This window comes from Devosia sp. Root105, from assembly GCF_001424865.1.
GTDB lineage: Bacteria > Pseudomonadota > Alphaproteobacteria > Rhizobiales > Devosiaceae > Devosia_A.
The window spans coordinates 210,164-232,830 of sequence record NZ_LMCR01000019.1; the positions used below are offsets into that span (position 1 = coordinate 210,164).

Annotated in this window: 24 protein-coding genes; 18 read left to right on the plus strand and 6 right to left on the minus strand. The window is 65.0% G+C overall.

The features are described 5' to 3' along the window. Together ASC68_RS23480 and ASC68_RS23485 are read right to left on the minus strand one after the other, a co-directional pair. The gene (locus ASC68_RS23480) at positions 1-759 is read right to left on the minus strand and encodes an ABC transporter permease (protein ID WP_055884947.1); all 759 of its coding nucleotides are present in this window, start codon (positions 757-759) and stop codon (positions 1-3) included. A 10-nt stretch (positions 760-769) separates the two neighbouring features. Then, positions 770-1,825: an ATP-binding cassette domain-containing protein gene (locus ASC68_RS23485; RefSeq protein ID WP_197421385.1), complete on the minus strand. Its 1,056-nt coding sequence runs from the start codon at positions 1,823-1,825 to the stop codon at positions 770-772. A 161-nt stretch (positions 1,826-1,986) separates the two neighbouring features. Between ASC68_RS23485 and ASC68_RS23490 the strand changes: the two genes are divergently transcribed. Beyond that, complete coding sequence (locus ASC68_RS23490; protein ID WP_055884950.1) at positions 1,987-2,595, plus strand: MarR family transcriptional regulator; 609 nt, start codon at positions 1,987-1,989, stop codon at positions 2,593-2,595. A gap of 225 nt (positions 2,596-2,820) precedes the next feature. Here ASC68_RS23490 and ASC68_RS23495 read toward each other — a convergent pair whose 3' ends face one another. Then, the gene (locus ASC68_RS23495) at positions 2,821-3,708 is read right to left on the minus strand and encodes a LysR family transcriptional regulator (protein ID WP_055884953.1); all 888 of its coding nucleotides are present in this window, start codon (positions 3,706-3,708) and stop codon (positions 2,821-2,823) included. A 199-nt stretch (positions 3,709-3,907) separates the two neighbouring features. On the opposite strand from ASC68_RS23495, the gene ASC68_RS23500 reads away from it, so the two are divergent. Next, positions 3,908-4,180 (plus strand): hypothetical protein, encoded by a 273-nt coding sequence (locus ASC68_RS23500; RefSeq protein ID WP_055884955.1) that lies wholly within the window; start codon positions 3,908-3,910, stop codon positions 4,178-4,180. A gap of 342 nt (positions 4,181-4,522) precedes the next feature. On the opposite strand, the gene ASC68_RS23505 is transcribed toward ASC68_RS23500, so the two are convergent. Then, on the minus strand, positions 4,523-5,221 hold the full coding sequence (locus ASC68_RS23505; protein ID WP_082528422.1) for a gamma-glutamylcyclotransferase: 699 nt from the start codon (positions 5,219-5,221) through the stop codon (positions 4,523-4,525). 12 nt (positions 5,222-5,233) lie between these two features. Continuing rightward, positions 5,234-5,713, minus strand: coding sequence for an invasion associated locus B family protein (locus tag ASC68_RS23510; protein WP_055884960.1), 480 nt, complete (start codon positions 5,711-5,713; stop codon positions 5,234-5,236). 455 nt (positions 5,714-6,168) lie between these two features. On the opposite strand from ASC68_RS23510, the gene coxB reads away from it, so the two are divergent. From coxB to ASC68_RS23570, 13 genes are all read left to right on the plus strand, one after another. Then, positions 6,169-7,014 (plus strand): cytochrome c oxidase subunit II, encoded by an 846-nt coding sequence (coxB, locus tag ASC68_RS23515; RefSeq protein ID WP_082528423.1) that lies wholly within the window; start codon positions 6,169-6,171, stop codon positions 7,012-7,014. A 60-nt stretch (positions 7,015-7,074) separates the two neighbouring features. Beyond that, on the plus strand, positions 7,075-8,769 hold the full coding sequence (gene ctaD, locus ASC68_RS23520) for a cytochrome c oxidase subunit I (RefSeq protein WP_055884964.1): 1,695 nt from the start codon (positions 7,075-7,077) through the stop codon (positions 8,767-8,769). Between the two features lie 53 nt (positions 8,770-8,822). Next, positions 8,823-9,752, plus strand: a complete 930-nt coding sequence (locus tag ASC68_RS23525; protein ID WP_055884965.1) for a heme o synthase — start codon at positions 8,823-8,825, stop codon at positions 9,750-9,752. Continuing rightward, entirely contained in the window at positions 9,752-9,910 is a 159-nt protein-coding gene (locus tag ASC68_RS29040; protein ID WP_197421386.1) for a hypothetical protein, read from the plus strand. Before ASC68_RS23525 ends, ASC68_RS29040 begins: the two co-directional genes overlap by 1 nt. Beyond that, positions 9,910-10,473: a cytochrome c oxidase assembly protein gene (locus tag ASC68_RS23530; RefSeq protein WP_055884967.1), complete on the plus strand. Its 564-nt coding sequence runs from the start codon at positions 9,910-9,912 to the stop codon at positions 10,471-10,473. Before ASC68_RS29040 ends, ASC68_RS23530 begins: the two co-directional genes overlap by 1 nt. A 2-nt stretch (positions 10,474-10,475) precedes the next feature. Continuing rightward, positions 10,476-11,315: a cytochrome c oxidase subunit 3 gene (locus tag ASC68_RS23535; RefSeq protein WP_055884970.1), complete on the plus strand. Its 840-nt coding sequence runs from the start codon at positions 10,476-10,478 to the stop codon at positions 11,313-11,315. Between the two features lie 169 nt (positions 11,316-11,484). Continuing rightward, the gene (locus tag ASC68_RS23540; RefSeq protein WP_055884973.1) at positions 11,485-12,102 is read left to right on the plus strand and encodes a pyridoxamine 5'-phosphate oxidase family protein; all 618 of its coding nucleotides are present in this window, start codon (positions 11,485-11,487) and stop codon (positions 12,100-12,102) included. Between the two features lie 86 nt (positions 12,103-12,188). Beyond that, positions 12,189-12,482, plus strand: coding sequence for a DUF983 domain-containing protein (locus tag ASC68_RS23545; protein WP_320410461.1), 294 nt, complete (start codon positions 12,189-12,191; stop codon positions 12,480-12,482). After that, positions 12,475-13,254, plus strand: a complete 780-nt coding sequence (locus tag ASC68_RS23550) for an SURF1 family protein (RefSeq protein ID WP_055884977.1) — start codon at positions 12,475-12,477, stop codon at positions 13,252-13,254. Before ASC68_RS23545 ends, ASC68_RS23550 begins: the two co-directional genes overlap by 8 nt. Positions 13,255-13,352: 98 nt before the next feature. Beyond that, complete coding sequence (thrC, locus tag ASC68_RS23555) at positions 13,353-14,753, plus strand: threonine synthase (protein WP_055884981.1); 1,401 nt, start codon at positions 13,353-13,355, stop codon at positions 14,751-14,753. Continuing rightward, entirely contained in the window at positions 14,754-16,016 is a 1,263-nt protein-coding gene (locus tag ASC68_RS23560) for a pitrilysin family protein (protein ID WP_156384556.1), read from the plus strand. 18 nt (positions 16,017-16,034) lie between these two features. After that, the gene (locus tag ASC68_RS23565) at positions 16,035-16,637 is read left to right on the plus strand and encodes a GNAT family protein (protein WP_055884987.1); all 603 of its coding nucleotides are present in this window, start codon (positions 16,035-16,037) and stop codon (positions 16,635-16,637) included. A gap of 74 nt (positions 16,638-16,711) precedes the next feature. Continuing rightward, the gene (locus ASC68_RS23570) at positions 16,712-19,594 is read left to right on the plus strand and encodes an EAL domain-containing protein (RefSeq protein ID WP_055884989.1); all 2,883 of its coding nucleotides are present in this window, start codon (positions 16,712-16,714) and stop codon (positions 19,592-19,594) included. 238 nt (positions 19,595-19,832) lie between these two features. Here the strand turns inward: ASC68_RS23570 and ASC68_RS23575 are convergent, their stop codons facing one another. After that, the gene (locus ASC68_RS23575) at positions 19,833-20,411 is read right to left on the minus strand and encodes a YqgE/AlgH family protein (protein ID WP_055884994.1); all 579 of its coding nucleotides are present in this window, start codon (positions 20,409-20,411) and stop codon (positions 19,833-19,835) included. A 157-nt stretch (positions 20,412-20,568) separates the two neighbouring features. On the opposite strand from ASC68_RS23575, the gene ASC68_RS23580 reads away from it, so the two are divergent. Genes ASC68_RS23580 through ASC68_RS23590 form a run of 3 tightly spaced genes read left to right on the plus strand, consistent with a single transcriptional unit; the run spans position 20,569 to position 22,520 of the window. Further along, a complete protein-coding gene (locus ASC68_RS23580; RefSeq protein WP_197421387.1) occupies positions 20,569-21,360 on the plus strand; it encodes a protein-disulfide reductase DsbD domain-containing protein in 792 nt (263 codons plus the stop codon). A 60-nt stretch (positions 21,361-21,420) separates the two neighbouring features. Next, positions 21,421-21,918 carry a peroxiredoxin gene (locus ASC68_RS23585; RefSeq protein ID WP_055885000.1) on the plus strand — a complete coding sequence of 166 codons (498 nt, stop codon included), beginning with the start codon at positions 21,421-21,423 and terminating at the stop codon, positions 21,916-21,918. Between the two features lie 11 nt (positions 21,919-21,929). Beyond that, positions 21,930-22,520: a hypothetical protein gene (locus ASC68_RS23590; protein WP_055885003.1), complete on the plus strand. Its 591-nt coding sequence runs from the start codon at positions 21,930-21,932 to the stop codon at positions 22,518-22,520. The last annotated feature ends 147 nt before the right edge of the window (positions 22,521-22,667 follow it).

Sequence of the window (22,667 nt, forward strand, 5' to 3'; positions counted from 1 at the left end):
TTATTTGGTCTGCGCCGCCAGCACCCGGCTGCCGACCCAGGCGCCGATCACCACCAGTACCACCGCCAGCAGCAGCCCGATCCACACGATCGGCTCGCCGAACTGCCCCAGGAACACCGCCCGCAGCGCCTCGACGATGTGTTTGAACGGGTTGAAGTTGGCCACCATCTGCAGCCAGGCGGGCGCCAGCGTCATCGGCAGCAGGATGCCCGAGAGCAACAGGATCGGCAGTGCCAGGGTGTTGACCATCGGCGCCAAAGCGTCCTCGCTCTTGGTGGCGATGCCGATGGCGTTCGAAATGAACGAGAAGGCCGCGCCAAGCAGCGCCACCAGCACCAGCCCGATCACCAGCGCCCCGACCGGCACGCGCAGCCCCATGAAGAATGCAGCACCGACCAGCACGATCGCCTGCACCGTGATCACCACCACGTCGCGCAGTGTCCGCCCGGCAATGATCGCCGTCCGTGCCGCCGGCGATACCAGCTGCCGGTCGATCACGCCGGACCGCCACTCGGCGATGATGCCGAAACCGACGAACAGCCCGCCGAAAATCCCAAGCTGCACCAGGAGCCCCGGCACGAACACCTGCCAGGCGTCACCCTCAAAGCCGGAAGTCGCCGCAATCGTCTGCAGCAGCGGCCCGAACAGCGTCAGGTAGAGGATCGGCTGCAACAGCCCGATCACCACCCAGAGTGGCTGCCGAAGCGACAGCACCATCGAGCGGCGGAAGATGATCCACGTATCGCGAATGAAGGACATGCTCTTCTCCTCAATCCCTGAGCGACCGGCCGGTCAGCGTCAGGAACACGTCGTCAAGGGTGGGGCGGTTCACATCGACGCCGATCGCGTCGATCCCCGCCTTGGTGAGGTCGCCGAGCAGCACCGGCAGCGCTGTCGCGCCATCGGGGACGTGGAAGCGCACCACGTTCGCCTCGGTCACCGGCGCATCCGCCCCGTTGAGCCGCGCTGCGATCCCCGCCGCGTTCGCAGCATCGGTTTCGGTCCTCAGCGTCAGCGTGATCGTGTCGCCCGACACCCGCTTCTTCAGCTCAGCCGGCGTACCCTCGGCGACGATGGTGCCGTGGTCGATGATCAGGATGCGGTCCGAAAGCGAGTCGGCCTCATCCATGTAATGGGTGGTGAGGAACACCGTGGTCCCCAGCTCGTCGCGGAGCTTGCGGATGTGGTTCCACAGGTTCGCCCGGCTCTGCGGGTCGAGCCCGGTCGAGGGCTCATCGAGGAATACCAGCCGTGGCTGGTGGATCAGCCCCATCACGATATCAAGCCGTCGCCGCTGCCCGCCCGACAGCGAGCCGCAGGTGCGGTCCCAGATCTCGGCGAGATCGAGCGCCGCGAGCAGCTCCTTGCCGCGCTGGATCGCCACCTGCTTATCGATGCCATAGAGCCGCGCGTGGCTGACGATCTCCTCGCCGACCTTGGCCTCGGGCGAGGTGGAGCCCGCCTGGCTGACATAACCGATGCGCCGTCGCACCTCGACCGGGTCGCGGCGAAGGTCGGCGCCCACCACAATCGCCGAGCCATCGGTTGGCGCGAGCAGGGTACAGAGCATCTTCAGCGTCGTGGTCTTGCCGGCGCCGTTGGGGCCGAGGAAGCCGACGATCTCGCCCTCGCGCACGCTCAGGTCGATGCCGCGCACCGCGTCGATCGTCTTGCCCTTGGCGCCGCGCGCCTTGAAACTTCGTTTGAGGCCCTTGGCCTCGATGATGGTGTTGGTCACTTGCGCCTCGTTGTCGTTGTTCGGCACGGCGATCAGCTCGGCCGGCACGCGCCGGATCGGCTGGAATGGATGCGATTGCGGTTTCATATGCCGGCCCTCCGGCCGTCATTGTTGCGTAGTCTTGGGTTGCGTGGCCTTCATGCTGGTTTGGCGGTCGGCCAGCTTGATTTCGGTTGCTCGGTGCCGGACGACCGCATGCGACATCCGGGAATCTTGCTTTCCCCGATATCTCATCGTATAATTATCTTATGGATCAAGATATCAACGAGTCAAGAGAAACTGCAGCTGAAGGCTTTGGCCTGCACTTCAAGGAGGCCACCCGTGCCAATCAGGCCGCGACCGACCTGTTCGACGAGACGCTGACGCAGTTCCTCGGCATCAATCGCACCGATGGCCGCTGTCTCGATCTGATCGATCGGCGGGGCAGGGTGAGCGCCGGCCAACTGGCCAATGACAGCGGCCTGACCACCGGCGCGGTGACCGCGGTGATCGATCGGCTGGAGGCCGCCGGCTATGTGCTGCGCACCCGCGATACGCTCGACCGGCGCAAGATCTGGATCGAGCTGACCGAGGACATGAAGGCCATCACCCACCGCATCTTCGGCCACTACGAAAAGACCGGGCCGATGATGCTGGCCCGTTTCTCGCCCGATCAGCTGGCCGCCATCATGCAGTTTCTGGAGATCGGCACATTCCTGCAAACCGAGCTGGCGGCAGCGCTGCGCGAGCATCTCGACCCGCGCGCCACCACTCCCGCCGCCCGCCTGATCCAGGCGCGGGCGTTCGAGCGGGCGGTGGAGGCTAACCGGGGCAGGTTGCAGGCGGAATTGAGTGGGCTGCTCGACAAGGAGAAGTAGCGGAGGCGCCAAGCGAGGGGTGCTGGAGGGCACGAACCTTCCTCCAACACCAGCTGTCATCCCAGCGAAAGCTGGGACCCATCTATCGGCTGGCGCTGGCGGTGAGTTGGGTCCCAGCTTTCGCTGGGATGACATCCGAGGTGGGGCGCGTACGGTGCCTCCCATCACCCCGCTTTTCTCCCCCGCCTAGGGGGGACTGGAGGGTACCGAGTTCTTCTGCGGTCGCTACTCCGCCGCCATCGGCAGGCTGTCCTTGCCGTCGAGGTTGCCCATGCTGGCGACGATGTGGCTGGCCAGGGCATCATAAATGCCGCCATAGGCGTGGCTGGCACGCATGATGGCGATCTCGGCATCGCGCAGCCGTGGCAGGTCCTTGTCCTCGGCGATCACTCGCATCCCTGGCTGCAAGGCGCTCTCGGGCAGGAAGCCGACCGCGAGATCGGTCAGCACCGCGCTGGCGATCGCCATGGCGTTCGACGAGGTATAGGCGATGCGATAGTCGCGGCCGATGCGGTTCAGCACCTCGACCGCGTTCTCCTTCCAGCAGCAATGCAGGCCGCCCGCGATCGGCAGCGGCTCGGTGGCAAGCGCCTGCCCACCATGCGAGGCCACCCAGAACATCCGCTCGGTGCGGAACATCTCGCCATATTCGTGGTTGGTGCCCTGGGTGAAGACGATCAGGTCGTAGCGCCCCTTCTTCATCCCGTCGAGCAGCTCTTCCGACGGCTGGCAGCGCACATCGACCACGATCTTGGGGTGGGTGCGCTGGAAGCTGGAGAGGATCACCGGCAGCAGGCGCACTGCATAGTCGTCGGGCACGCCGAAGCGGATCGAGCCCTTGAGGTCGCCATCGGAGAACACGTCCATGATCTCGGCATTGATCCTGAGCATGCGCCGCGCCCGCGCATAGAGCGCATCGCCATACTCGGTCAGCGCCACCGTGCGGCCGTCGCGGCTGAGCAGCGCCTGGCCGAGCCGCTCCTCCAGCCGCTTGATCTGCATCGACACCGCCGACTGGGTCTTATTCACCCGGCGCGCCGCCTCGGTGAAACTGCCGCAATCGGCGATGGCGCAGAAGCTCTGCAGCTGGTCGAGATCGAGGGGAGTGCTCATCCCGCTTCTCCATCACGAAATTTGATGATCGGGATGAAATCTATTTGTTGGACGAATACATGGCAAGCGCTCATATCAGGCGTCATCGGTGATCTCGCGATCGCCAGTGGTGATCCCGAGGTCGCCACCTGGCGCTCCACGATCGCTTGTCCCGCCCCGGCACTCCCTGCCCAGGCAAAGATGAAATTGGAGAAGGACCATGGTCCACTTGCTTTCGAGCGAGCGGCCGTCGATGGCTGCCGCGTCGTCCAACCCGTTGCGCGCTCTGGTGAACTGGTTCGCCAAAGTCCGGGCTGCACGAGCTCGCCGCGTCGCCTTCGAGTCGCTTCTCGACTATGACACTGCCCGCCTCGAGGATCTCGGCATCAATCGCCAGGATCTGTTCGAAGCACTCGACAGCCCCAGCCAGCGCCCTGGCTACAAGCTGCAGCAGAAGCGCGCCGAAAGCTCCCGCCATTGGCTTAACCCCTGAGGCTTCCTCCCCGGAAGACCATTTGAGTGCGTCCGGGAAGGGTTGCAGCCCTTCCTGGTTCCGCAGCGCGCTCCTCAGGCCTAGCCTCACCCATGGCTCAACCCCAGTTGTGCCATCTTCGGGCCGGCTCACCCGCCGGCTCTGTTTCCTGATGAACTGCCGGGCCCAAGTTCTTCTCACGAAGAGCCGGTCCGGCTTTTTTGTTGGTGGTGCACCAGCAATTCCACATCCGCGATGTCATCCCAGCGAAAGCTGGGAACCAACTCACCGCTGGCTCGGGCTGCGACATGGGTCCCAGCTTTCGCTGGGATGACACCCAGTATGAGGTGCTATCGCGCTTTTCTAACGCGAAGCGTCCAGCCGCTCCGCCACCAGCTCCTGCAGCCGCCACAAATGCGGGTCGTGGATGCCGAGCTGTTCGAGATGGCTCACCGTGTTGAACAAATACTCGACCATCGAACCGCGTGAGCCGACAGCCTTGGCCAGCACATCGGCGATCTGCGCCTCGCTCAGCCCCGAGACGTAGCGCCCACTGTTGCGATCGATGCAGAAGGTGAAGGCTCGCACCGGACCCTGCTCGGTCATCACCGTCACCCAGCGTGGCGGGAATGGCGAGGGTTTGCGGCCCATTTCGCGTCGGCAGAGCTTTTCGATGTTCTCTTCGACGGCGCCCGGCGGCAAGCGGTACAGCGCCCCCTTGCACGAGCCGCCCCGGTCGAGCGCCAGCATCAGCCCGGGATTGGCCTCCGAGCCACGGAACCAGGTGTTCCAGCCCAGGCAGAAGGCGCGATGCCAGCCGCGCAGCAGGCCGGTGCGGATCTCGACGAAGTCGCAGGCCGGCTTCCAGATCAAGGAGCCATAGGCGAAAACCCAGATCTGGTCCGAACCGTCGCTGCCGGCGAGGATATCCTGGGTGAACTGGCGGAAGTCTTCGTCGGTCGCGGTTTCGGCCGGCGGCAACGGCCCATCCGGCGTCATCAGCAGCGCCATCCGGGCCACGTGAGCCTCAGTCAGGCGCATCTGCCGAGCGGGCCGGGGCATCGGGCGCTGTCCTTACGGGAGCTGTGCGAACCCGTCGCCGAAGCCGTTGAGCGATACCGGGATGCCGATGCCTTCTTCGGGCGTCTTGAACACGAAGAAGATGGCGCTCTTGCCGGTGGTCAGCTTGGTGATCAGCTCGTCGTCGAGCACCACCTCGGCGACGCACCCGTTGGGCAGGCAGCGCACGAACGCCACGCGGCCGATATTGGCGCCATCGATATTGAGCCCCAGCCCGTTGGGCAGCAGCACGCCGAGCGGCGCCAGCACGCGCAGCAGCCGCGCCTGCTTGTCGGCTGTCTTCAACACGATCACCGAGAGCCCGACATTGGGCTGGTCCTCGGCCGAGACATTCTGGATCAGCGCGCACTGCTCGAAGCTGGCGCCCGGCGGCGTATCGCAGCTCATCTGCCAGTCGCCGTACTGCGCCTTGACCACGCCCTGCGCCAGGGCAGGGGACATCAGCCCCGCGGCAATCGCCAGCGCCGCGAACATCCGAACAACAAGCCCGAGGATTGGCTGCACCGATCCACTCTCTCTATATGTGACATAACGAATCCCACGTTCCCGCGGGCTTTGTAACTTAGTCGTTTAGCCCCGCACGGCTGTCAACAAGCCGGCCAGCGGGAGGCGGCGGATAAACGCCTGCCAATCAAGGCAAGCGTGAGGCGTGCGCGGTTGAGCGCGCCGATTTGCTCGGCGGTGCGTTTTGACGCACGGTGCGACGAGAGGCATGAATTGCCTTGGGTCTGCCGATGTGGTTTAGACACGTTCCAAGTTTCAAGCGCTCCGAGGTTGAGTCGGGGCGGCGTTTCGCTATGCCGCATTTGCCCACCTCAACCCGCGCTAGAATACCGGACCAGACGGGATCTCAAGGGGGTTTTTAGGTGACCGGCAAACTACTGAGTTCGATTGGCTCGCTGGGAGCCGTAGCCCTCGCATCGCTGCCCATGGTGGCGACTGCGCAGGAGCAAGGCCATCCGGTGCCGGGTCAGATCGGGCTGCAGCCCTCCGTGACCCCGATCATGGATTCCATCCACGCCTTCCATGATGGCCCGCTGCTGTGGACCGCCGTGCTTATCGCCCTGCTGGTGCTGGTGCTGCTGATCGTGGTGATCGTGCGCTTCAACGCCAAGGCGAACCCCAAGCCGTCGACGACGACCCACAATACGCTGGTCGAGATCGTCTGGACGGTCGTCCCGATCCTGATCCTCGTGATCATCGCGATCCCGTCCTTCGCGGTGCTGACCGATCAGCTCACCGTCCCCGACGGGCAGCGCAAGTATCTGGGCTCCAACATCTTCTCGTTCGGCGATGTCGAGGTTCCTGCAGCCGAGCTGACGGTCAAGGCGACCGGCCAGCAGTGGTATTGGGACTATGAGTATGTCGATCAGGGCAAGTCGATGTCCTCCTCGATCCTCTCTGAAGAAGCGCGTCTCGCCCAGGTTCCGGTGCAGCCCCGCCTGCTGGCTGTCGACTACCAGCTGGTCGTTCCGGTCGACACCACCGTGCGTATGCAGATTACTGCCGATCCGTCGGGCGTGATCCATGCCTTTGCGGTGCCCTCGTTCGGCATCAAGATCGACGCGGTCCCCGGCAAGCTCAACGAGACCTGGTTCAACGCCCGCAAGACCGGCATCTACTACGGTCAGTGCTCCGAGCTCTGCGGCAAGGACCATGCCTTCATGCCGATCGCCGTGCGCGTCGTGACGAAGGAAGAATTCGCAGCCTGGATGGCGGCGTTCGAGGCGGGTACCGTCGACGACGCCAACGCCACCCTGCCTGCACTCAGCTAAGGACCCGTGCGCGGGTCCTCGACCCGGCGCAGCGAGAATTCGATAAAGGGATCGCTCACTATGGCCGATACTCACGCTTTGGAAGCCCATGACGGCCACGGCCACGCCGCGGCGCATGATCATGGTCATCCGACCGGCTGGCGACGCTACGTCTACTCCACCAATCACAAGGACATCGGCACGATGTACCTGATCTTCGCGATCTGCGCGGGGGTGATCGGTGGCCTTCTGTCCGGTGCCATGCGCCTTGAGCTGCAGGAGCCGGGCATCCAGATCTTCCACGGCCTCGCGGCCATGGTCTATGGCGCCGAGGGCGATGCCGCGCTCGATGCCGGCAAGCACATGTTCAACGTGTTCACCACCGCGCACGCGCTCATCATGATCTTCTTCATGGTGATGCCGGCGATGATCGGCGGGTTCGGCAACTGGTTCGTGCCGCTGATGATCGGCGCGCCGGACATGGCCTTCCCGCGCATGAACAACATCTCGTTCTGGCTGCTCCCGCCGGCCTTCCTGCTGCTCATCCTGTCGCTGTTCTTCGAAGGACCGGCAGGCGCGCATGGCGTCGGCGGCGGCTGGACCATCTACCCGCCATTATCGACATCCGGACAACCGGGGCCAGCGATGGACTTTGCCATCCTGTCGCTCCACATCGCCGGTGCGTCATCCATCCTTGGCGCCGTGAACTTCATCACCACGATCTTCAACATGCGCGCGCCGGGCATGACCCTGCACCGCATGCCGCTGTTCCCGTGGTCGGTGCTGGTCACCGCGTTCCTGCTGCTGCTGTCGCTCCCGGTGCTCGCCGGCGCGATCACCATGCTGCTGACCGACCGCAACTTCGGCACCACCTTCTTTGCGCCTGAAGGCGGCGGCGACCCGATCCTGTTCCAGCACCTGTTCTGGTTCTTCGGGCACCCCGAAGTGTACATCCTGATCCTGCCGGGCTTCGGCATCGTCAGCCACATCGTCTCGACCTTCTCGCGCAAGCCGGTCTTCGGCTACCTCGCGATGGTCTACGCCATGATCGCCATCGGCGGCGTCGGCTTCATCGTGTGGGCGCACCACATGTATACCGTCGGCATGTCGCTCGACGTGCAGCGCTACTTCGTCGCTGCCACCATGGTCATCGCGGTGCCTACCGGGGTGAAGATCTTCAGTTGGATCGCCACCATGTGGGGCGGTTCGATCACCTTCCGCACGCCCATGCTGTGGGCCATCGGCTTCATCTTCCTGTTCACCGTCGGCGGTGTGACGGGCGTGATCCTCGCCAACGCGGGCGCCGACCGTGCGCTGCACGACACCTATTATGTGGTGGCGCACTTCCACTACGTGCTGTCGCTGGGTGCGGTGTTCGCCATCTTCGCCGCCTGGTACTACTGGTACCCGAAGATGTTCGGCATCATGTACAACGAGACGCTGGCCAACATCCATTTCTGGATCACCTTCGTCGGCGTGAACGTGATCTTCTTCCCGCAGCATTTCCTCGGTCTCGCCGGCATGCCGCGTCGTTACATCGACTATCCGGATGCCTTCGCGCTGTGGAACCGCGTTTCCTCGATCGGCTATTACATCACCTTCGCCGGTCTGGTGCTGTTCCTCTACATCCTGTTCGAGGCTGCCCGTAAGAAGCGTCCGGCCCCGGCCAATCCGTGGGGAGATGGTGCGACCACGCTCGAGTGGACGCTGCCCAGCCCGCCGCCGTTCCACCAGTTCGAGACGCTGCCGCGTATCGGCGCCGACACGAAGCACTGACTAGAGACTGTGCGCGGGGCCTTCGGGTCCCGCGGCAACCAAGGCGAGAGACATTGGCCTACGTGCACCACAGCAATGAGATATCGGCCCGCACCCATGAGGCGCGGGTCGAAGACTATCTCGCGCTGCTGAAGCCGCGGGTCATGTCGCTTGTGGTGTTCACGGCTCTCGTGGGCCTGCTGCTCGCACCGGGCGGCATCAATCCCTTTATCGGCGCCGTCGCCATCCTCTGCATCGCCATCGGGGCAGGGGGCTCGGGCGCCCTGAACATGTGGTACGACGCCGATATCGACGCGGTGATGAGCCGCACCGCCAACCGGCCGATCCCGGCCGGCCGCATGGAGCGCGATCACGCGCTGGCCTTTGGCCTGGTGCTCTCGGTGTTTTCGGTGGCGCTGCTCGGCCTCGCCACCAACTGGCTGGCTGCAGGCCTCCTCGCCTTCACCATCTTCTTTTACGCCGTGATCTACACGATGTGGCTGAAGCGCTCGACGCCGCAGAACATCGTCATCGGCGGCGCTGCCGGCGCCTTTCCGCCAATGGTCGGCTGGGCCGCCGTCACCGGCACGATCAGCATCGAATCCGTGGTGCTGTTCCTCATTATCTTCCTCTGGACCCCGCCGCATTTCTGGGCGCTGGCGCTCTACAAGCAGTCCGACTATGGCGCTGCCGGTATTCCCATGCTTCCCAACGTTGCCGGCGAGAAGGCCACCAAGGTCCAGATCCTCGTCTATTCGGTGCTGCTCGTCGCCTCGACGCTGGTCCCGAGCTGGATCGGCTTTATGGGCCCGATCTATACCGTCGCCGCGGTCGCCACCGGCGCCGGCTTCCTGTGGTTCGCCTGGGCGCTCTTCCGCACCACCGAAACGGTGGCGATGAAGAAGGCCGGCCGGACGCTGTTCACCTATTCACTGAGCTATCTAGCCGTGATCTTCCTGGCGCTGATCACCGACCACGTAGCCAACATGCTGGGATGGCTCTGATGGTCGAACCCGTAAAGCGCGACGAAGAGGCCGAGGCCGCCGCCCGTCGCCGCCGTCGCTCCGTGGCCCTGGGCCTGGCGCTCGCTGCCTTTGTCATCATTGTCTACGTCCTGACCATCGTGAAGATGGGGCCAGCCGTGCTCGATCGGCCGCTCTGATGACCGACGCGTCCCTGCCGCAATCGCCGCCCAATTCGCCTCGCAACCGTCGCGTCGCGATCACGCTGCTGGTGCTGGTCGCTGCCATGGTCGGCGCTGCTTACGCGGCCGTCCCGCTTTACGCCCTGTTCTGCCAGGTCACCGGCTTCGGCGGCACCACACAGGTCTCTGCCGGCAACCTCAAGGGCGCCATCGCCCGCGAGATGACCGTGCGCTTTGATTCCAACGTCGAGGGCGCGCTGCCCTGGACCGTGACTGCGGCCAAGCCGGTTACCGACAAGATCGGCAACGTCGAGACGGTGGTTTTCACCGCTCACAATCTCTCCGACAAGCCCGTCACCGGCCAGGCGATCTTCAACGTCACGCCCGAGCAGACCGGCATGTACTTCAACAAGATCGAGTGCTTCTGCTTCACCGAGCAGACGCTGCAGCCCGGCGAGACCGTCGAGATGCCGATCGTCTTCTTCGTTGACCCCGATATCGCCGAGAACCGCGATCTCGACACCATCCGGGACATCACCCTGTCCTATACATTCTACGCCGTTAAGAGCGAGGGAACCTGACCATGGCTGCGCACGCCAAGCCCAACCACGACTATCACCTGGTAAACCCCAGCCCCTGGCCCTTCGTCGGCTCGGTCTCGGCCTTTGTCATGGCCGTCGGCGCCGTGCTGTGGTTCCACGAAATCACCTCGTTCTGGATCCTGATCGCAGGCTTCGTCGGCGTGCTCTACACCATGTATTCGTGGTGGAGCGACGTCATCAAGGAAGGCAAGGCCGGTGACCATACCCCGGTGGTGATGATGCATCACCGCTATGGCATGATCCTGTTCATCGCTTCCGAAGTGATGTTCTTCGTCGCCTGGTTCTGGGCCTATTTCGACGGCTTCTTCAACCAGGAAGCGCATGAGCAGTATGCCCGCATCGCCGCCATGGGCCCGACCTGGCCGCCCACCGGCGTCGAGCTGTTCAGCCCCTGGCACCTGCCGCTGTTCAACACGCTGATCCTGTTGACCTCGGGCACCGCCGTCACCTGGGCGCACCATGCGCTGCTGCACCGCGACAAGCGCGGCCTCGTCTGGGGCCTCGCCATCACCATTGCGCTCGGCGTGCTGTTCACCTGCGTGCAGGCGCTCGAGTATTCCGAGGCCGGCTTCCAGTTCAGCGGCAACCTGTATGGCGCCACCTTCTTCATGGCGACCGGTTTCCACGGCTTCCACGTGCTGATCGGTACGATCTTCCTGATCGTCTGCCTGATCCGCGCCATGCGCGACTCGTTCACGCCCGAGCATCACCTCGGCTTCGAGTTCGCCGCCTGGTACTGGCACTTCGTTGACGTGGTCTGGCTGTTCCTCTTTGCCTCGATCTACGTCTGGGGCAGCTGGGGCGTCACCCTGAGCCATTAGCGAGATCAGGAAAAGTTGCAGACTTTTCCGGTTCGATCTCGCGCCAGGCAAAGAGTTGGAGCTGGAGTGCGGTTCAACGAAACGCAATTCGGCTCCAAGGGCGAGGGCGACCAACAAACTTCCCGAGGGGCGCGGCATAGCTGCGCCCTTTGTTGTTCCGGGGATAGAGATGACTGATCACATCATCCGCGATGTCGCGAGCCTCGAGGCGCTCTATGGCGAAGTCAGCCTCGGCGCCTCACTCAAGGAGATGCCGTATCTCCACCCGCATTATGCCGCGCTGATCAAGGCGTCGCCCTTTGCCATCCTCGCGACCTCAGGCCCAGGCGGCCTCGACGCCTCGCCGCGCGGCGACCCGCCCGGCTTCGTCGAGATTCTCGATGACAAGACGCTGCTGCTCGCCGACCGGCGCGGCAATAACCGCGTCGATAGCCTCCGCAACGTGATCGCCGATCCGCGTGTCGCGCTGCTGTTCCTCGTCCCCGGCGTCGGCGAGACGCTGCGCGTCAATGGCACCGCCGAGATCTCCGTCGCCCCCGAACTGATGCAGCGCCTGGCCATCGCCGGCAAGGAGCCGCGCACCGTCCTCGTCATCCACATCGACACGGTGTTCTTCCAGTGCTCGCGCGCCCTGGTGCGCTCCGAGCTGTGGAATCCCGCGCGCCAGATCGAACGATCCGCCCTGCCGAGCCCCGGCCAGATGCTTGCCGCGACCAGCGAGGCTCGCATCGACGGCGAGGCCTATGATCGCGCGCTGCCCGAGCGCCTCAAGGTTACGCTGTACTGATCATGACCGAGCCGACCCCCGAACGTCTGCCGTCTCCCTTCGCCACCGGCCTCGCCTGCCGTTGCCCGCGCTGTGGGGAAGGGCCCTTGTTCTCCGGCTTCCTGAAGCCGGTGTCGCGCTGCGAAAGCTGCGGCGAGGACCTGAGCTTTGCCGCCGCCACCGAAGGGCCGGCGGTGTTCATCATCCTGATCGTCGGCTTCGTCATCGTTGGCGCCGCTGCGACGGTCGAGGGGCTGTTCCATCCGCCGCCGTTCGTCCACCTGCTGCTCTGGCTGCCCAGCACCGTCATCCTGTCGCTGCTGCTACTCCGGCCGCTGAAAGCCACCATGGTGGCGCTGCAGTACCACAATCGCGCCGGGGAAGGCCGCCTCGATGGCTGACGATATCCGCCCCGTCAGGCGCTGGTCGTTCTGGGCCTTTATCGGCTTCATGCTGGTGCTGATGGGGCTCTTCGTGACGCTCGGTATCTGGCAGGTCGAGCGGCTCGGCGAGAAGGAGCGCCTGATCGCCAATGTCGCCTCGCGCATGACCCTTGCGCCTGAACCGTTGCCGCCGGTCGGCGAATGGGGCGCCTTCGATGCTGACGCCTGGAACTACCGCCCTGTTACCGCCGCCGGCACCTTCCGGCCCGAGCAGACAGTGCTGGTCTTCACCAGCCTCGCCGACCAGCGCGGCAAATACTCCGGTCCCGGCTACTGGGTGATGACCCCGCTCGAACTCGCAGCCGGCGGCACTGTCTTCGTCAACCGTGGCTTCGTCCCTGAGGAGTCCGCCGAGGCCTTCGCCACCGGGGGGACCGTCGCGCCGGGTCTGGTCAGCCTCGAGGGTGTTGCCCGCGCCAGCGAAGAGATCAACAGCTTCACCCCGGCGCCCGATACCGCCAAGCGCATCGAATGGGTCCGCAACACCGAGCGCCTGGCGTCGCTTGCCGGCCCGGTTTCGCAGCCGGTTGCGCCGATCTACATTGATCTGCCGGCGCTGGGCGATGGCACCCTGCCGCAGGGCGGCGAGACCGTCGTCAGCTTCCCCAACAACCACCTCGGCTACGCCATCACCTGGTTCGGTTTTGCGACGCTGGTGCCGTTCCTGCTGTTCTTCTGGGCCCGGCGCCAGCGGGCGCCCAGGCCAGCCAAGCTGCCACCCAAGCCATGAAACTTGCGGCGCAGCCGCAGTTTCACTAGGGTGCCCCGCAATCCCAAACCGCGTGCGCAGCAGGCACGTGTGAGAACAAGGCGGGGCGCTTTCCCTACATGCAGTTCGTTTCTACGCGCGGCGGGGCGGTCGTGCCCGGCTTCTCCGATGCAGTCCTCGCGGGTCTCGCAAGTGACGGCGGCCTTTATGTCCCAGAGCACTGGCCGCAGATCACCCCCAGCGAGATCGCGGCCTACGCCAATCGGCCCTATGCCGAGGTCGCCTTCGACATCATCCGCCGCTTCGTCGATGGCGAAATCCCTGATGCCGAGCTGAAGCAGATCATCGACGGGGCCTACGCCACCTTCCGGCACCCCTCGGTCGCCCCATTGGTTGAGCTCGAGCCCGGCCACTTCGTGCTCGAGCTGTTCCACGGCCCGACGCTGGCGTTCAAGGATGTCGCCATGCAGTTCCTGGGGCGGGTGATGGATCACATCCTCGCCCGTCGCGGCAGTCGCGCCACCATTGTCGGCGCGACCTCGGGCGATACCGGTTCGGCCGCCATCGAAGCCTTCCGTGGCCGCGAGGCCACCGACATCTTCATCCTCCATCCGGAGGGGCGCACGTCCGAGGTACAGCGCCGGCAGATGACCACGGTGCTCGACGCCAACGTCTACAACATCGCACTGCGCGGCACGTTCGATGACTGCCAGGACATCGTGAAGGGTCTGTTCAACAATCGCAGCTTCCGCGAGACGACGCACCTGAGCGGCGTCAACTCGATCAACTGGGGCCGCATCGTCGCGCAGATCGTCTACTACTTCACCGCCGCCGCCTCGCTCGGCGCACCTGAGCGGGAAGTGATCTTCACCGTCCCCACCGGCAATTTCGGCGACATCTTCGCCGGCTACTGCGCGGCGCGCATGGGGCTGCCGATCAGGACGCTGGCCATCGCGACCAACTCCAACGACATTCTCGCCCGCGCCATCGAGACCGGGCGCTACGAGGTCACCGGCGTCACCCCTACCATCAGCCCGTCGATGGACATCCAGGTCAGCTCGAACTTCGAGCGGCTGCTGTTCGAGGCCGTCGATCGCGACGCTGATGCGGTCAAGTCGATGATGAGCGGCCTGAAGCAATCTGGCGGCTTCTCCATTCCCGACACGGGCATGGCGGCCATCCGCCGGCAGTTCGTCGCCGGGCGCACCGATGAGGCCGCCACAGCGGCCACCATCAAGGCGGTTGAGACCGGCTCGGGCTACCTGCTCGACCCCCACACCGCTGTCGGCGTCGCCGTTGCCCGCACCCTCGTGGGCGGCACCGCCCCGGTGGTCACCCTTGCCACCGCGCACCCGGCGAAGTTCCCGGCCGCGGTCAAGGCTGCGGCGGGCATTGAACCCGCTTTGCCGGCGTGGTTGTCTGATCTTTATGAACGAGAAGAACGCTACACGGTACTGAACAACGATCAGTCCGAGGTTGAGCAGTTCATTGCGGCACGCACCCGTGCCGGAGGAGCATAAGTGACGGTTCGGAGTACGACGCTTCACAACGGCATGACCGTTCTCACCGACGACATGCCGCACCTCGAAAGCGCGTCCCTTGGCATCTGGGTCAAGGCCGGGTCACGCAGCGAAACCGAAGCCGAGCATGGCATCTCGCACATGCTCGAGCACATGGCGTTCAAGGGCACCAAGACCCGCGATGCGCTGGAGATCGCCTCCACCATCGAGAATGTCGGCGGCGATCTCAATGCCGCGACCTCGGTGGAGCACACCGGCTACTTTGCCCGCGTGCTGAAGGAAGATGTCGCGCTCTCCGCCGACATTCTCTCCGACATCCTGCAGAACTCGCAGTTCGAGCAGCATGAACTCGATCGTGAGCAGCAGGTGATCGTCCAGGAGATCGGCGCGGCGCGCGACAATCCCGACGATCATGTGTTCGACCTGTTCCAGCAGGCCGCCTTTCCCGATCAGGCGATCGGCCGCACCATCCTCGGTACCGTCGAGTCGGTGAACAGCTTCGGTCCCGATTCCATCCGCGCCTATATGGAGCGCAACTATGTGGGCGACCACATGGTGCTGTGCGCCGCCGGCAATGTCGATCACGACGCGTTGGTCGATATCGCCAATAACCGTTTCCACGACCTGAAGCCCACCGGCGCCCCGCCGCCGGACAAGGCGGCCTATGTCGGCGGCGAGCAGCGGCTGGTTTCTGACCACGAGCAGGCCCATATCGTGCTCGGCATGGAAGGGCGCGCCTACAATTCGGACGGCTTTTATGCCGTGCAGATCCTCGCTTCGATCCTCGGCGGCGGCATGAGCTCGCGGCTGTTCCAGGAAGTGCGCGAGAAGCGCGGTCTCTGCTACTCGGTCTATGCTTTCCACTGGGCCTTTGCCGATAGCGGCATCTTCGGCGTTGCCGCTTCCACCGGCGAGGATGAGGTGGCCGAGTTGCTGCCGGTCGTCCTCGACGAGCTGCGCAAGGCCACCGAGACCATCTCCGACGAAGAGGTGATCCGGGTCCGCAACCAGATCCGCGCTGGTCTCTTGATGTCGCTCGAGAGCCCGTCGTCACGCGCCGGGCAGCTGGCGCGCCAGCAGATCCTGTGGGGCCGCACCATTCCGCTGCAGGAGACGGTCGATCGCATTAACCGCATCACTGCCGATCGGGTGAAGCAGATTGCCCGGCAGATCTTCGAAGCTGGCAAGGTGTCGCTGGCGGGTATCGGCCCGGTCGCCAAGCTCCCCGACTATCGCGACATCGCGGCACAGCTGAAGAACTGAGGGCTTGGCGGCGTCATCATGATGCTCACCTGGTTTGCGCGCGACGATACCCCGGTGCTGACGGGCCAGCGCGTGATCCTGCGCGCGCCCCGCCCGACCGACTACACCGCCTGGCGCGACCTGCGCCGCGCCAGCCGCGATTTCCTTCGGCCCTACGAGCCGCGCTGGACCGACTCGGACCTCGGCCAACGGGTCTATGCCGCGCGCCTGAGGCGCGGCCGTGAGGAGGCCAAGGCGGGCACCGACTACGCCTTCTTCATCTTCACCCGCAGCGACGAGGAGCTGGTGGGCGGCATCACCCTCTCCAACGTGCGGCGCCGTGCCGCGCAGTTCGTCAACCTCGGCTACTGGATGGGGCACAGCTTCGCCGGCAAGGGCTACATGACCGAGGCGGTTAGCCTCGTGATCCCCTACTGCTTCGAAACCCTGGGTTTGCACAGGATTCACGCGGCTTTCCTGCCCGACAACCAGGCCAGCCGCCGCGTCCTTGAAAAAAACGGATTCACCGAAGAGGGCTACGCCGAACACTACCTCCAGATCGACGGCAGGTGGGCAGACCACGTGCTGTTCGGCCTTACCCGAGAGCGCTACGACGCAGCCGTTAGGCACGGCCGCCGGTGAATGCTTGTCCCAAGGGGGAAACCCCGTTACCTAGGTTCCCCAACCATGACTGCGGCAGGGCCATTTTTCAGCTAATGCGTCACATCCTCTACCTCGCGATGTGTATTGCGTTTGCGCTGGTCGGGACCCTTCCCGCTGCCGCCTTCGACGTCATCACCGCCCCCGAGAACGTCAACGCGGTGAATCTCACTGGCGTGGTCGATATCGTTCCCGGCGACGCCGGCAAGGTGCAGCTGTCCACCGCCGCCGGTGAAGATGGCATCATCCGCCGCATCGAGGTGCTGGCCTCCGTCGGCGGCAGCAACCCCAACTGGGCGCTGTTTGCGCTGCGCAACGATTCCGACGTGCAGCTCGAACGCCTGCTGGTTGCGCCTTATTTCCGCCTGCCGGGCTCCGGGGTGTTCCGGCCCGATCTCGGCGCCGAGCGCATCAAGGTGCTGACCCCGAGCGCCGGTCTGCGCCCCACACGCCTCACCGACCGCGAAGCCGACGTGTTCGAAGTGGTGATCGATCCCGGCGCCACTGTCACTTTCGTCGCGGAACTGTCGAGCGGCGCGCTGCCCGAACTCTACCTCTGGAAGCCCGACGCCTACCGCGACTACGTGAACTCGTTCACCCTGTTTCGCGGCGTGGTGCTCGGCGTTGCGGCGCTTGCCGCGGTGTTCCTCACCATCATGTTCGTGGTGAAGGGGCGCGGTATCTTCCCGGCCACCGCAGCCTTCTCCTGGGCCGTGCTGACCTACCTGCTGGTCGATTTCGGCGTGCTCGGGCCATTGCTCGGGATTTCCAATGGCGCGATGCAGCCGTTCCGCGCCGCCGCCGAGGCCGGCATCGCCACGACCTTGTTCGGCTTCCTGTTCATCTACCTGAACCTCCATCGCTGGCACCTGCGCTTCATCCATCTGGCGCTGGCGCTGGTCGTGGTGTTCCTCGCCTTGTTCGGCTTCGCCTTCTTCCAGCCCTCGATCGCCGCGACGGTGGCGCGGCTGGTGCTGGCGCTGCTCGGTATCACCGGCTTCTTCCTGATCCTGCTCCTGGCGTTGCGCGGTTACGACCGCGCCGTGCTGCTGGTGCCGACCTGGATCATCTACATCGCCTGGCTGTTCTACGCCTGGCTGGTGGTCACCGGCCAGGTCTCGAACGACGTGGCGCAGCCCGCCGTCGCCGGCGGCCTCGTGCTCATCGTCATGCTGCTGGGCTTCACCTCGGTGCAGCACGCCTTCTCGGAAGGACAGGTGTCGATCGGCACCCTCTCCGAAGTCGAGCGCCGCGCCCTGGCGCTCACCGGCTCGGGCGATTTCGTCTATGACTGGAACATCGAGCGCGACCGCGTCGCCGTCTCCGATGAGCTCGGCACCCGTCTCGGCGAGCGCCGCGGTGCGCTGCGCGGCTCGATCAAGCGCTGGCTCGACCGCGTCCACCCCGAAGATCGCGATCGCTTCCGCACCGCCTTTGACACGCTGGTCGAACTGCGCCGCGGCAAGGTTTCGGCCGATGTCCGCCTCACTGCCCATGACGGCAGCTTCCGCACCTTCCGCATGCGGGTGAAGCCGGTGCTGGGCGGCGACGGCCAGGTCAACCGCATCGTCGGCACCCTGCAGGACGTCAACGAGGACCGCGCCAGCCGCGAGCGCCTGCTGCACGACGCCGTGCATGACAGCCTCACGGGCCTGCCCAACAAGCAGCTGTTCCTCGACCGGCTGGAGCGCGCTTTGGTGCGCGCCCGCCTGCCCAACGGCACCAAGCCGGCTGTGTTCCTCATCGACATCGACCGCTTCACCGAGCTCGAGGAGCGGGTAGGGCACTCCGCCGCCGATTCCGTGCTCCTGGCGATTTCCCGTCGCGTCGCCCGCGTCATGCGGCCGCTCGATACCGTCGCCCGCCTCGGCGGCGACCAGTTCGGCGTCATCCTCGCTTCCGAGCAGGCCGCCGGCAAGATCGCCGAAACCGCCGAGCAGATCCGCAAGGCGCTGAAATCGCCGTTCAACTTCGGCGAGCGCGACCTGAGTCTCACCGCCTCGATCGGCGTCACCATCTATGACGGCAACCCGGTTGCCGCGCCCGACGTGCTGCGCGATGCCGAGCTTGCCATGTATTACGCCAAGCGCCTGGGCGGCGACCGCATCGAAGCCTTCCGCGCCTCGGCCCGCTCCATCGCCGCCTATTCGAAGGCCGGCGAAGAAGATCTCGATCGCGGCCTCCGCCACGGCGAGCTGGCGGTGCAGTTCCAGCCGATCATGGACATCCATTCGGGCACCATCGCCGGTTGCGAGGCGCTGATGCGCTGGAACCACCCGCAGCGCGGCGTGGTGGCGCCCGAGGAGTTCGTGCCGCTGGCCGAGCGCACCGGGCTGATCGAGCGCCTCGGCCGCGTCGCCTTCGAACAGGCCGCCGGCCAGGCCCGTGAATGGGCCGCCTCGCTGCCGCTACCCGAGGATTTCTTCGTTTCGGTCAACCTCTCGCCGGCGCAGCTCGCCACCGAGTCATTGCTCAACGACATGCGCGCGCTGGTCTCCGACCACCGGCAGATCGCTCGGCACCTGAAGCTCGAGATCACCGAGAGCCAGGTGATGAGCAACCCCGAGCACTCGGCCTATGTGCTGAACGCGCTGCGGGCCCTCGGCCTGCGCCTGGCGCTCGACGATTTCGGCACCGGGCATAGCTCACTGAGCTATCTGCACCGCTTCCCGTTCGACACCATCAAGATCCCGGCCGCCTTCGTGCAGCTGGGGGATGACACCGGCATGAGCCACACCCAGGTGCCAATCATCCGCGCCATCATCACGCTCGCCACCGAGCTCGATCTCAGCGTCATCGCCGAGGGCGTCGAGACCATCGAGGAAATCGAGCGCCTGCAGCAGCTCAACTGCCAATACGCCCAGGGCTACGCCTTCGGCGCCGCGATGAGCGGCCAGGAACTCGGCAAGCGTCTGCAGAGCCAGTTCAGCGGGAAGTAGCGGGTTTCGCCCCAACCACCGGACCCCTCTCCCCCTTGGCGGGGGAGAAAGCGAAAACTTGGGCTTAGCGCAGCTAAGTCCTTAGTTTTCGCAAGAGAGGGGGGCGTGAGTGAAGCACCGTGGCTCCGCACCCCCTCTCTTGGAATTTCTAAGGCTTAGCCAAGAAGCTAAGCCCAAGAAATTCCATTCTCCCCCGCCAAGGGGGAGAAGAGCATCGAGTTGGAGGCGCTTCCGCGCCTCACCCATGCCCCGCCGTCGCACTCAGCGACGCGCGCGTGATCCCGAGGCTGGCGAGCGCCGCGTCGTAGCGGTTCTCGATCGGCAGCCCGAACAGCAGCTCGCGCGAGAACGGCACGGTCAGCCAGCCATTGCCCTGGATCTCGGTCTCGAGCTGCCCCGGGCTCCAGCCGCAATAACCCAGCGCGAACAGCGCGTCGCTCGGTGAATTCTTGAACGCCATCGCCTTGAGGATGTCGAGCGTCGCGGTGAGGCAGATGTCTTCGGTGACCTCGTAGGAGTTGCCGACGCGGAAATAGTCCGACGAGTGCAGCACGAAGCCGCGGCTCTTCTGCACCGGGCCGCCGCGCAGCACCTTGCGGTTGCGCACTGCGTCCGGCAGCTGGATCAGCTCGTCCTTCTCGCCCAGCTGCAGCTCTTCAAGGATATCGGCAAACTTCATGTCCTCGAGGCTCTGGTTGATCACCAGCCCCATGGCGCCTTCGTCGCCGTGGCCGACCAGATAGATCACGGTCTCGCGGAAGCGGTCGTCGCCCATGTCCGGCATGGCGACGAGAAACTGGCCCCTGAGCGACTCCATATCCCACACTCCTGGTACCGGCGGAGCCGGATCGGGCTAGTTTAGACTCAGCCCGGGCGCTCTGCCTAGCTTCACGAAGACCTGATCCGCCTTTCTATTTGGGGTGCGCTCGGCTATCCGGAAACCCATGCGCATCCCGGCACTTCTGCTTATCCCCATGCTTTTCACCCCTGCCGTCGCGGCCGAAACGCCGTGGCAGGAAGTGGCGCCCGGCGCCAAAGTCCGGCTGATCTCGTCCGACGTGCTGAAGCCTGACGGCACCACCATGGTGGCGCTCGAGATCGACATGCCCGAGGCCACCAACACCTATTGGCGCGTTCCCGGCGAGACCGGCATTCCCACCGAGTTCGATTTTGCTGCCTCGACGGGTGTCAACGGCCACCAGGTGCTGTGGCCGTTCCCGTTGATCGAAACCAAGACCGGCTATGTCGATTTCGTCTATCGCGGCCCCACCGTGCTGCCGGTCGAGCTGAGGCTCGAGGGCAACGCCGCCGACATCAAGCTTGGGGTGATCATGGGCGTCTGCTCCGATATCTGCGTGCCGGTGACCGCCAGCTTCCAGCTGCCACTGGCCTTCGCCGCCCCGGACCGGGCGCAGGGCCTTCGCATCGCCCAGGCGCTGGCTTTGACGCCGATGCCCTGGGACGACCCGCGCGACCCCATCTCCTGGGTCGGTTTTGATCAGGCCGCTGACGCATTGGCGGTGCGGCTCGACGACGGCAAGGTCGATCCACAATCGCTGATCGCCGACACCGGCGAAGCCGGGCAACTCTTTGGTGCGCCGCAAAAAAGCCCGGATGGAAAACTAGTGCTCCTGCCACTGCTCGGGGGAGAAAGTAGCCGCGGCGTGGAGGGCATGCCCGTCCGGCTCACATTCATGACCGAAATGGGTCCGTTCTCGGTGGAACGGCGGATTTCGTCCGCCGGGTCGACTGCGGCGGGCGACTGATCTAAGGTCCGTCGCGCCTGGGCAGAGGGTGTACGTTCGATCATGGGAGCTTTCACGCAGATGACCATCCAGCGCGGGGACAGGATTCCGTCCGTCCCGGTCAAACTCGTGGGTAATGGCGACACCGTCGACACCACGTCCGATGCGGTTCTGGGCACCGGCCGGGTGGTGTTCTTCGCCGTTCCGGGCGCTTTCACCCCGACCTGCGACACCTCGCATCTGCCGGGCTTTGTCGCCAATGTCGGCAAGTTCAGGGCGTTCGGCGTCGACCGGGTCGTCTGCGGCGCCGTCAATGATCACCACGTCACCAAGGCCTGGGCCGAGCGCTCCGAAGCGATCGGCAAAGTCGAGTTCATCGCCGACGGCGACGGCAACCTCGCCGATGCGCTGGGGCTGTCCAAGCAGATCGCCGGCATGGGCAAGCGCTTCGCGCGTTTCGCCATGATCATCGAAGACGGCATCGTTAAGGACCTCTTTGTGCAGGATGTGGCAGGAGTGACCGTCAGCGGCGCGCCGGCGGTTCTGCTGGCGCTCGAAGCGTCGCGAGTTAGTGCGTAAGGAGCAGTCGCATGGGGTTTGTTGAGTTGGCGGCGACGCGCGGCGCAAAACTGGTTTCGATGGGCGCCCTGGCGCTCGCTCTTTCGGCCTGCTCGATGGGCAACATGTTCGCGCCCGCCGCGAGCGGCCCCTCGCCGATGGCCACCGCCAACCCGACGCAGCAGGAACTGGCGACCGCCAGCACCAACGCGCTGCCCGCCATTGCCACCGAATGTCCGCCGATCAAGGTGCGCAATGGTGGTGAGGCGCTGTTCTACTACGGCAAGGGCAAGGTCGGCGACGCGCGTTCGCTGAACTACCAGGCCGTCATCGAGAAGCAGTCGCGCAACTGCGTGGTGTCCAATGGCCTGATCACCGTGAAGATGGGCATTGTCGGTCGCCTGCTGCTCGGCCCCGCCGGCAACCAGACCAACGTCAACGTGCCGGTGCGCTTCGCGGTCGAACGCGACGAGGTGCCCCTGTTCTCCGAGCGCTACGAGATTCCGGTCACCATCACCCCGCCGAACCAGTCGGAAGAGTTCGTGAAGGTGGTCGAGAACGTCGCCATCCCCTATACCGGCGGCGAGCAGATCGTCATCTGGGTCGGCTTCGACGGCAAGTAGCCACCCGCTTCCGACGAGCCCAAACTCGATGTCATCCCCGCGAAAGCGGGGATCTTCGTTTCTGCCGGTGAGGCACGCGCCGCAACGATGGTCGTCGGCCCTGTGGCCCGTGGCACTCCGCGATTGACTTCGTCGTGCAAACCCGGC

What these genes read in the sequence shown, in the direction of transcription:
- ASC68_RS23480 (WP_055884947.1), bottom strand. Translation starts at nt 759, where the DNA reads ATGTCCTTCATTCGCGATACGTGGATCATCTTCCGCCGCTCGATGGTG.
- ASC68_RS23485 (WP_197421385.1), bottom strand. Translation starts at nt 1,825, where the DNA reads ATGAAACCGCAATCGCATCCATTCCAGCCGATCCGGCGCGTGCCGGCC.
- ASC68_RS23490 (WP_055884950.1), top strand. Translation starts at nt 1,987, where the DNA reads ATGGATCAAGATATCAACGAGTCAAGAGAAACTGCAGCTGAAGGCTTT.
- ASC68_RS23495 (WP_055884953.1), bottom strand. Translation starts at nt 3,708, where the DNA reads ATGAGCACTCCCCTCGATCTCGACCAGCTGCAGAGCTTCTGCGCCATC.
- ASC68_RS23500 (WP_055884955.1), top strand. Translation starts at nt 3,908, where the DNA reads ATGGTCCACTTGCTTTCGAGCGAGCGGCCGTCGATGGCTGCCGCGTCG.
- ASC68_RS23505 (WP_082528422.1), bottom strand. Translation starts at nt 5,221, where the DNA reads ATGCCCCGGCCCGCTCGGCAGATGCGCCTGACTGAGGCTCACGTGGCC.
- ASC68_RS23510 (WP_055884960.1), bottom strand. Translation starts at nt 5,713, where the DNA reads ATGTTCGCGGCGCTGGCGATTGCCGCGGGGCTGATGTCCCCTGCCCTG.
- coxB (WP_082528423.1), top strand. Translation starts at nt 6,169, where the DNA reads ATGGTGGCGACTGCGCAGGAGCAAGGCCATCCGGTGCCGGGTCAGATC.
- ctaD (WP_055884964.1), top strand. Translation starts at nt 7,075, where the DNA reads ATGGCCGATACTCACGCTTTGGAAGCCCATGACGGCCACGGCCACGCC.
- ASC68_RS29040 (WP_197421386.1), top strand. Translation starts at nt 9,752, where the DNA reads ATGGTCGAACCCGTAAAGCGCGACGAAGAGGCCGAGGCCGCCGCCCGT.
- ASC68_RS23530 (WP_055884967.1), top strand. Translation starts at nt 9,910, where the DNA reads ATGACCGACGCGTCCCTGCCGCAATCGCCGCCCAATTCGCCTCGCAAC.
- ASC68_RS23535 (WP_055884970.1), top strand. Translation starts at nt 10,476, where the DNA reads ATGGCTGCGCACGCCAAGCCCAACCACGACTATCACCTGGTAAACCCC.
- ASC68_RS23540 (WP_055884973.1), top strand. Translation starts at nt 11,485, where the DNA reads ATGACTGATCACATCATCCGCGATGTCGCGAGCCTCGAGGCGCTCTAT.
- ASC68_RS23550 (WP_055884977.1), top strand. Translation starts at nt 12,475, where the DNA reads ATGGCTGACGATATCCGCCCCGTCAGGCGCTGGTCGTTCTGGGCCTTT.
- thrC (WP_055884981.1), top strand. Translation starts at nt 13,353, where the DNA reads ATGCAGTTCGTTTCTACGCGCGGCGGGGCGGTCGTGCCCGGCTTCTCC.
- ASC68_RS23565 (WP_055884987.1), top strand. Translation starts at nt 16,035, where the DNA reads ATGATGCTCACCTGGTTTGCGCGCGACGATACCCCGGTGCTGACGGGC.
- ASC68_RS23570 (WP_055884989.1), top strand. Translation starts at nt 16,712, where the DNA reads ATGCGTCACATCCTCTACCTCGCGATGTGTATTGCGTTTGCGCTGGTC.
- ASC68_RS23575 (WP_055884994.1), bottom strand. Translation starts at nt 20,411, where the DNA reads ATGGAGTCGCTCAGGGGCCAGTTTCTCGTCGCCATGCCGGACATGGGC.
- ASC68_RS23580 (WP_197421387.1), top strand. Translation starts at nt 20,569, where the DNA reads ATGCTTTTCACCCCTGCCGTCGCGGCCGAAACGCCGTGGCAGGAAGTG.
- ASC68_RS23585 (WP_055885000.1), top strand. Translation starts at nt 21,421, where the DNA reads ATGACCATCCAGCGCGGGGACAGGATTCCGTCCGTCCCGGTCAAACTC.
- ASC68_RS23590 (WP_055885003.1), top strand. Translation starts at nt 21,930, where the DNA reads ATGGGGTTTGTTGAGTTGGCGGCGACGCGCGGCGCAAAACTGGTTTCG.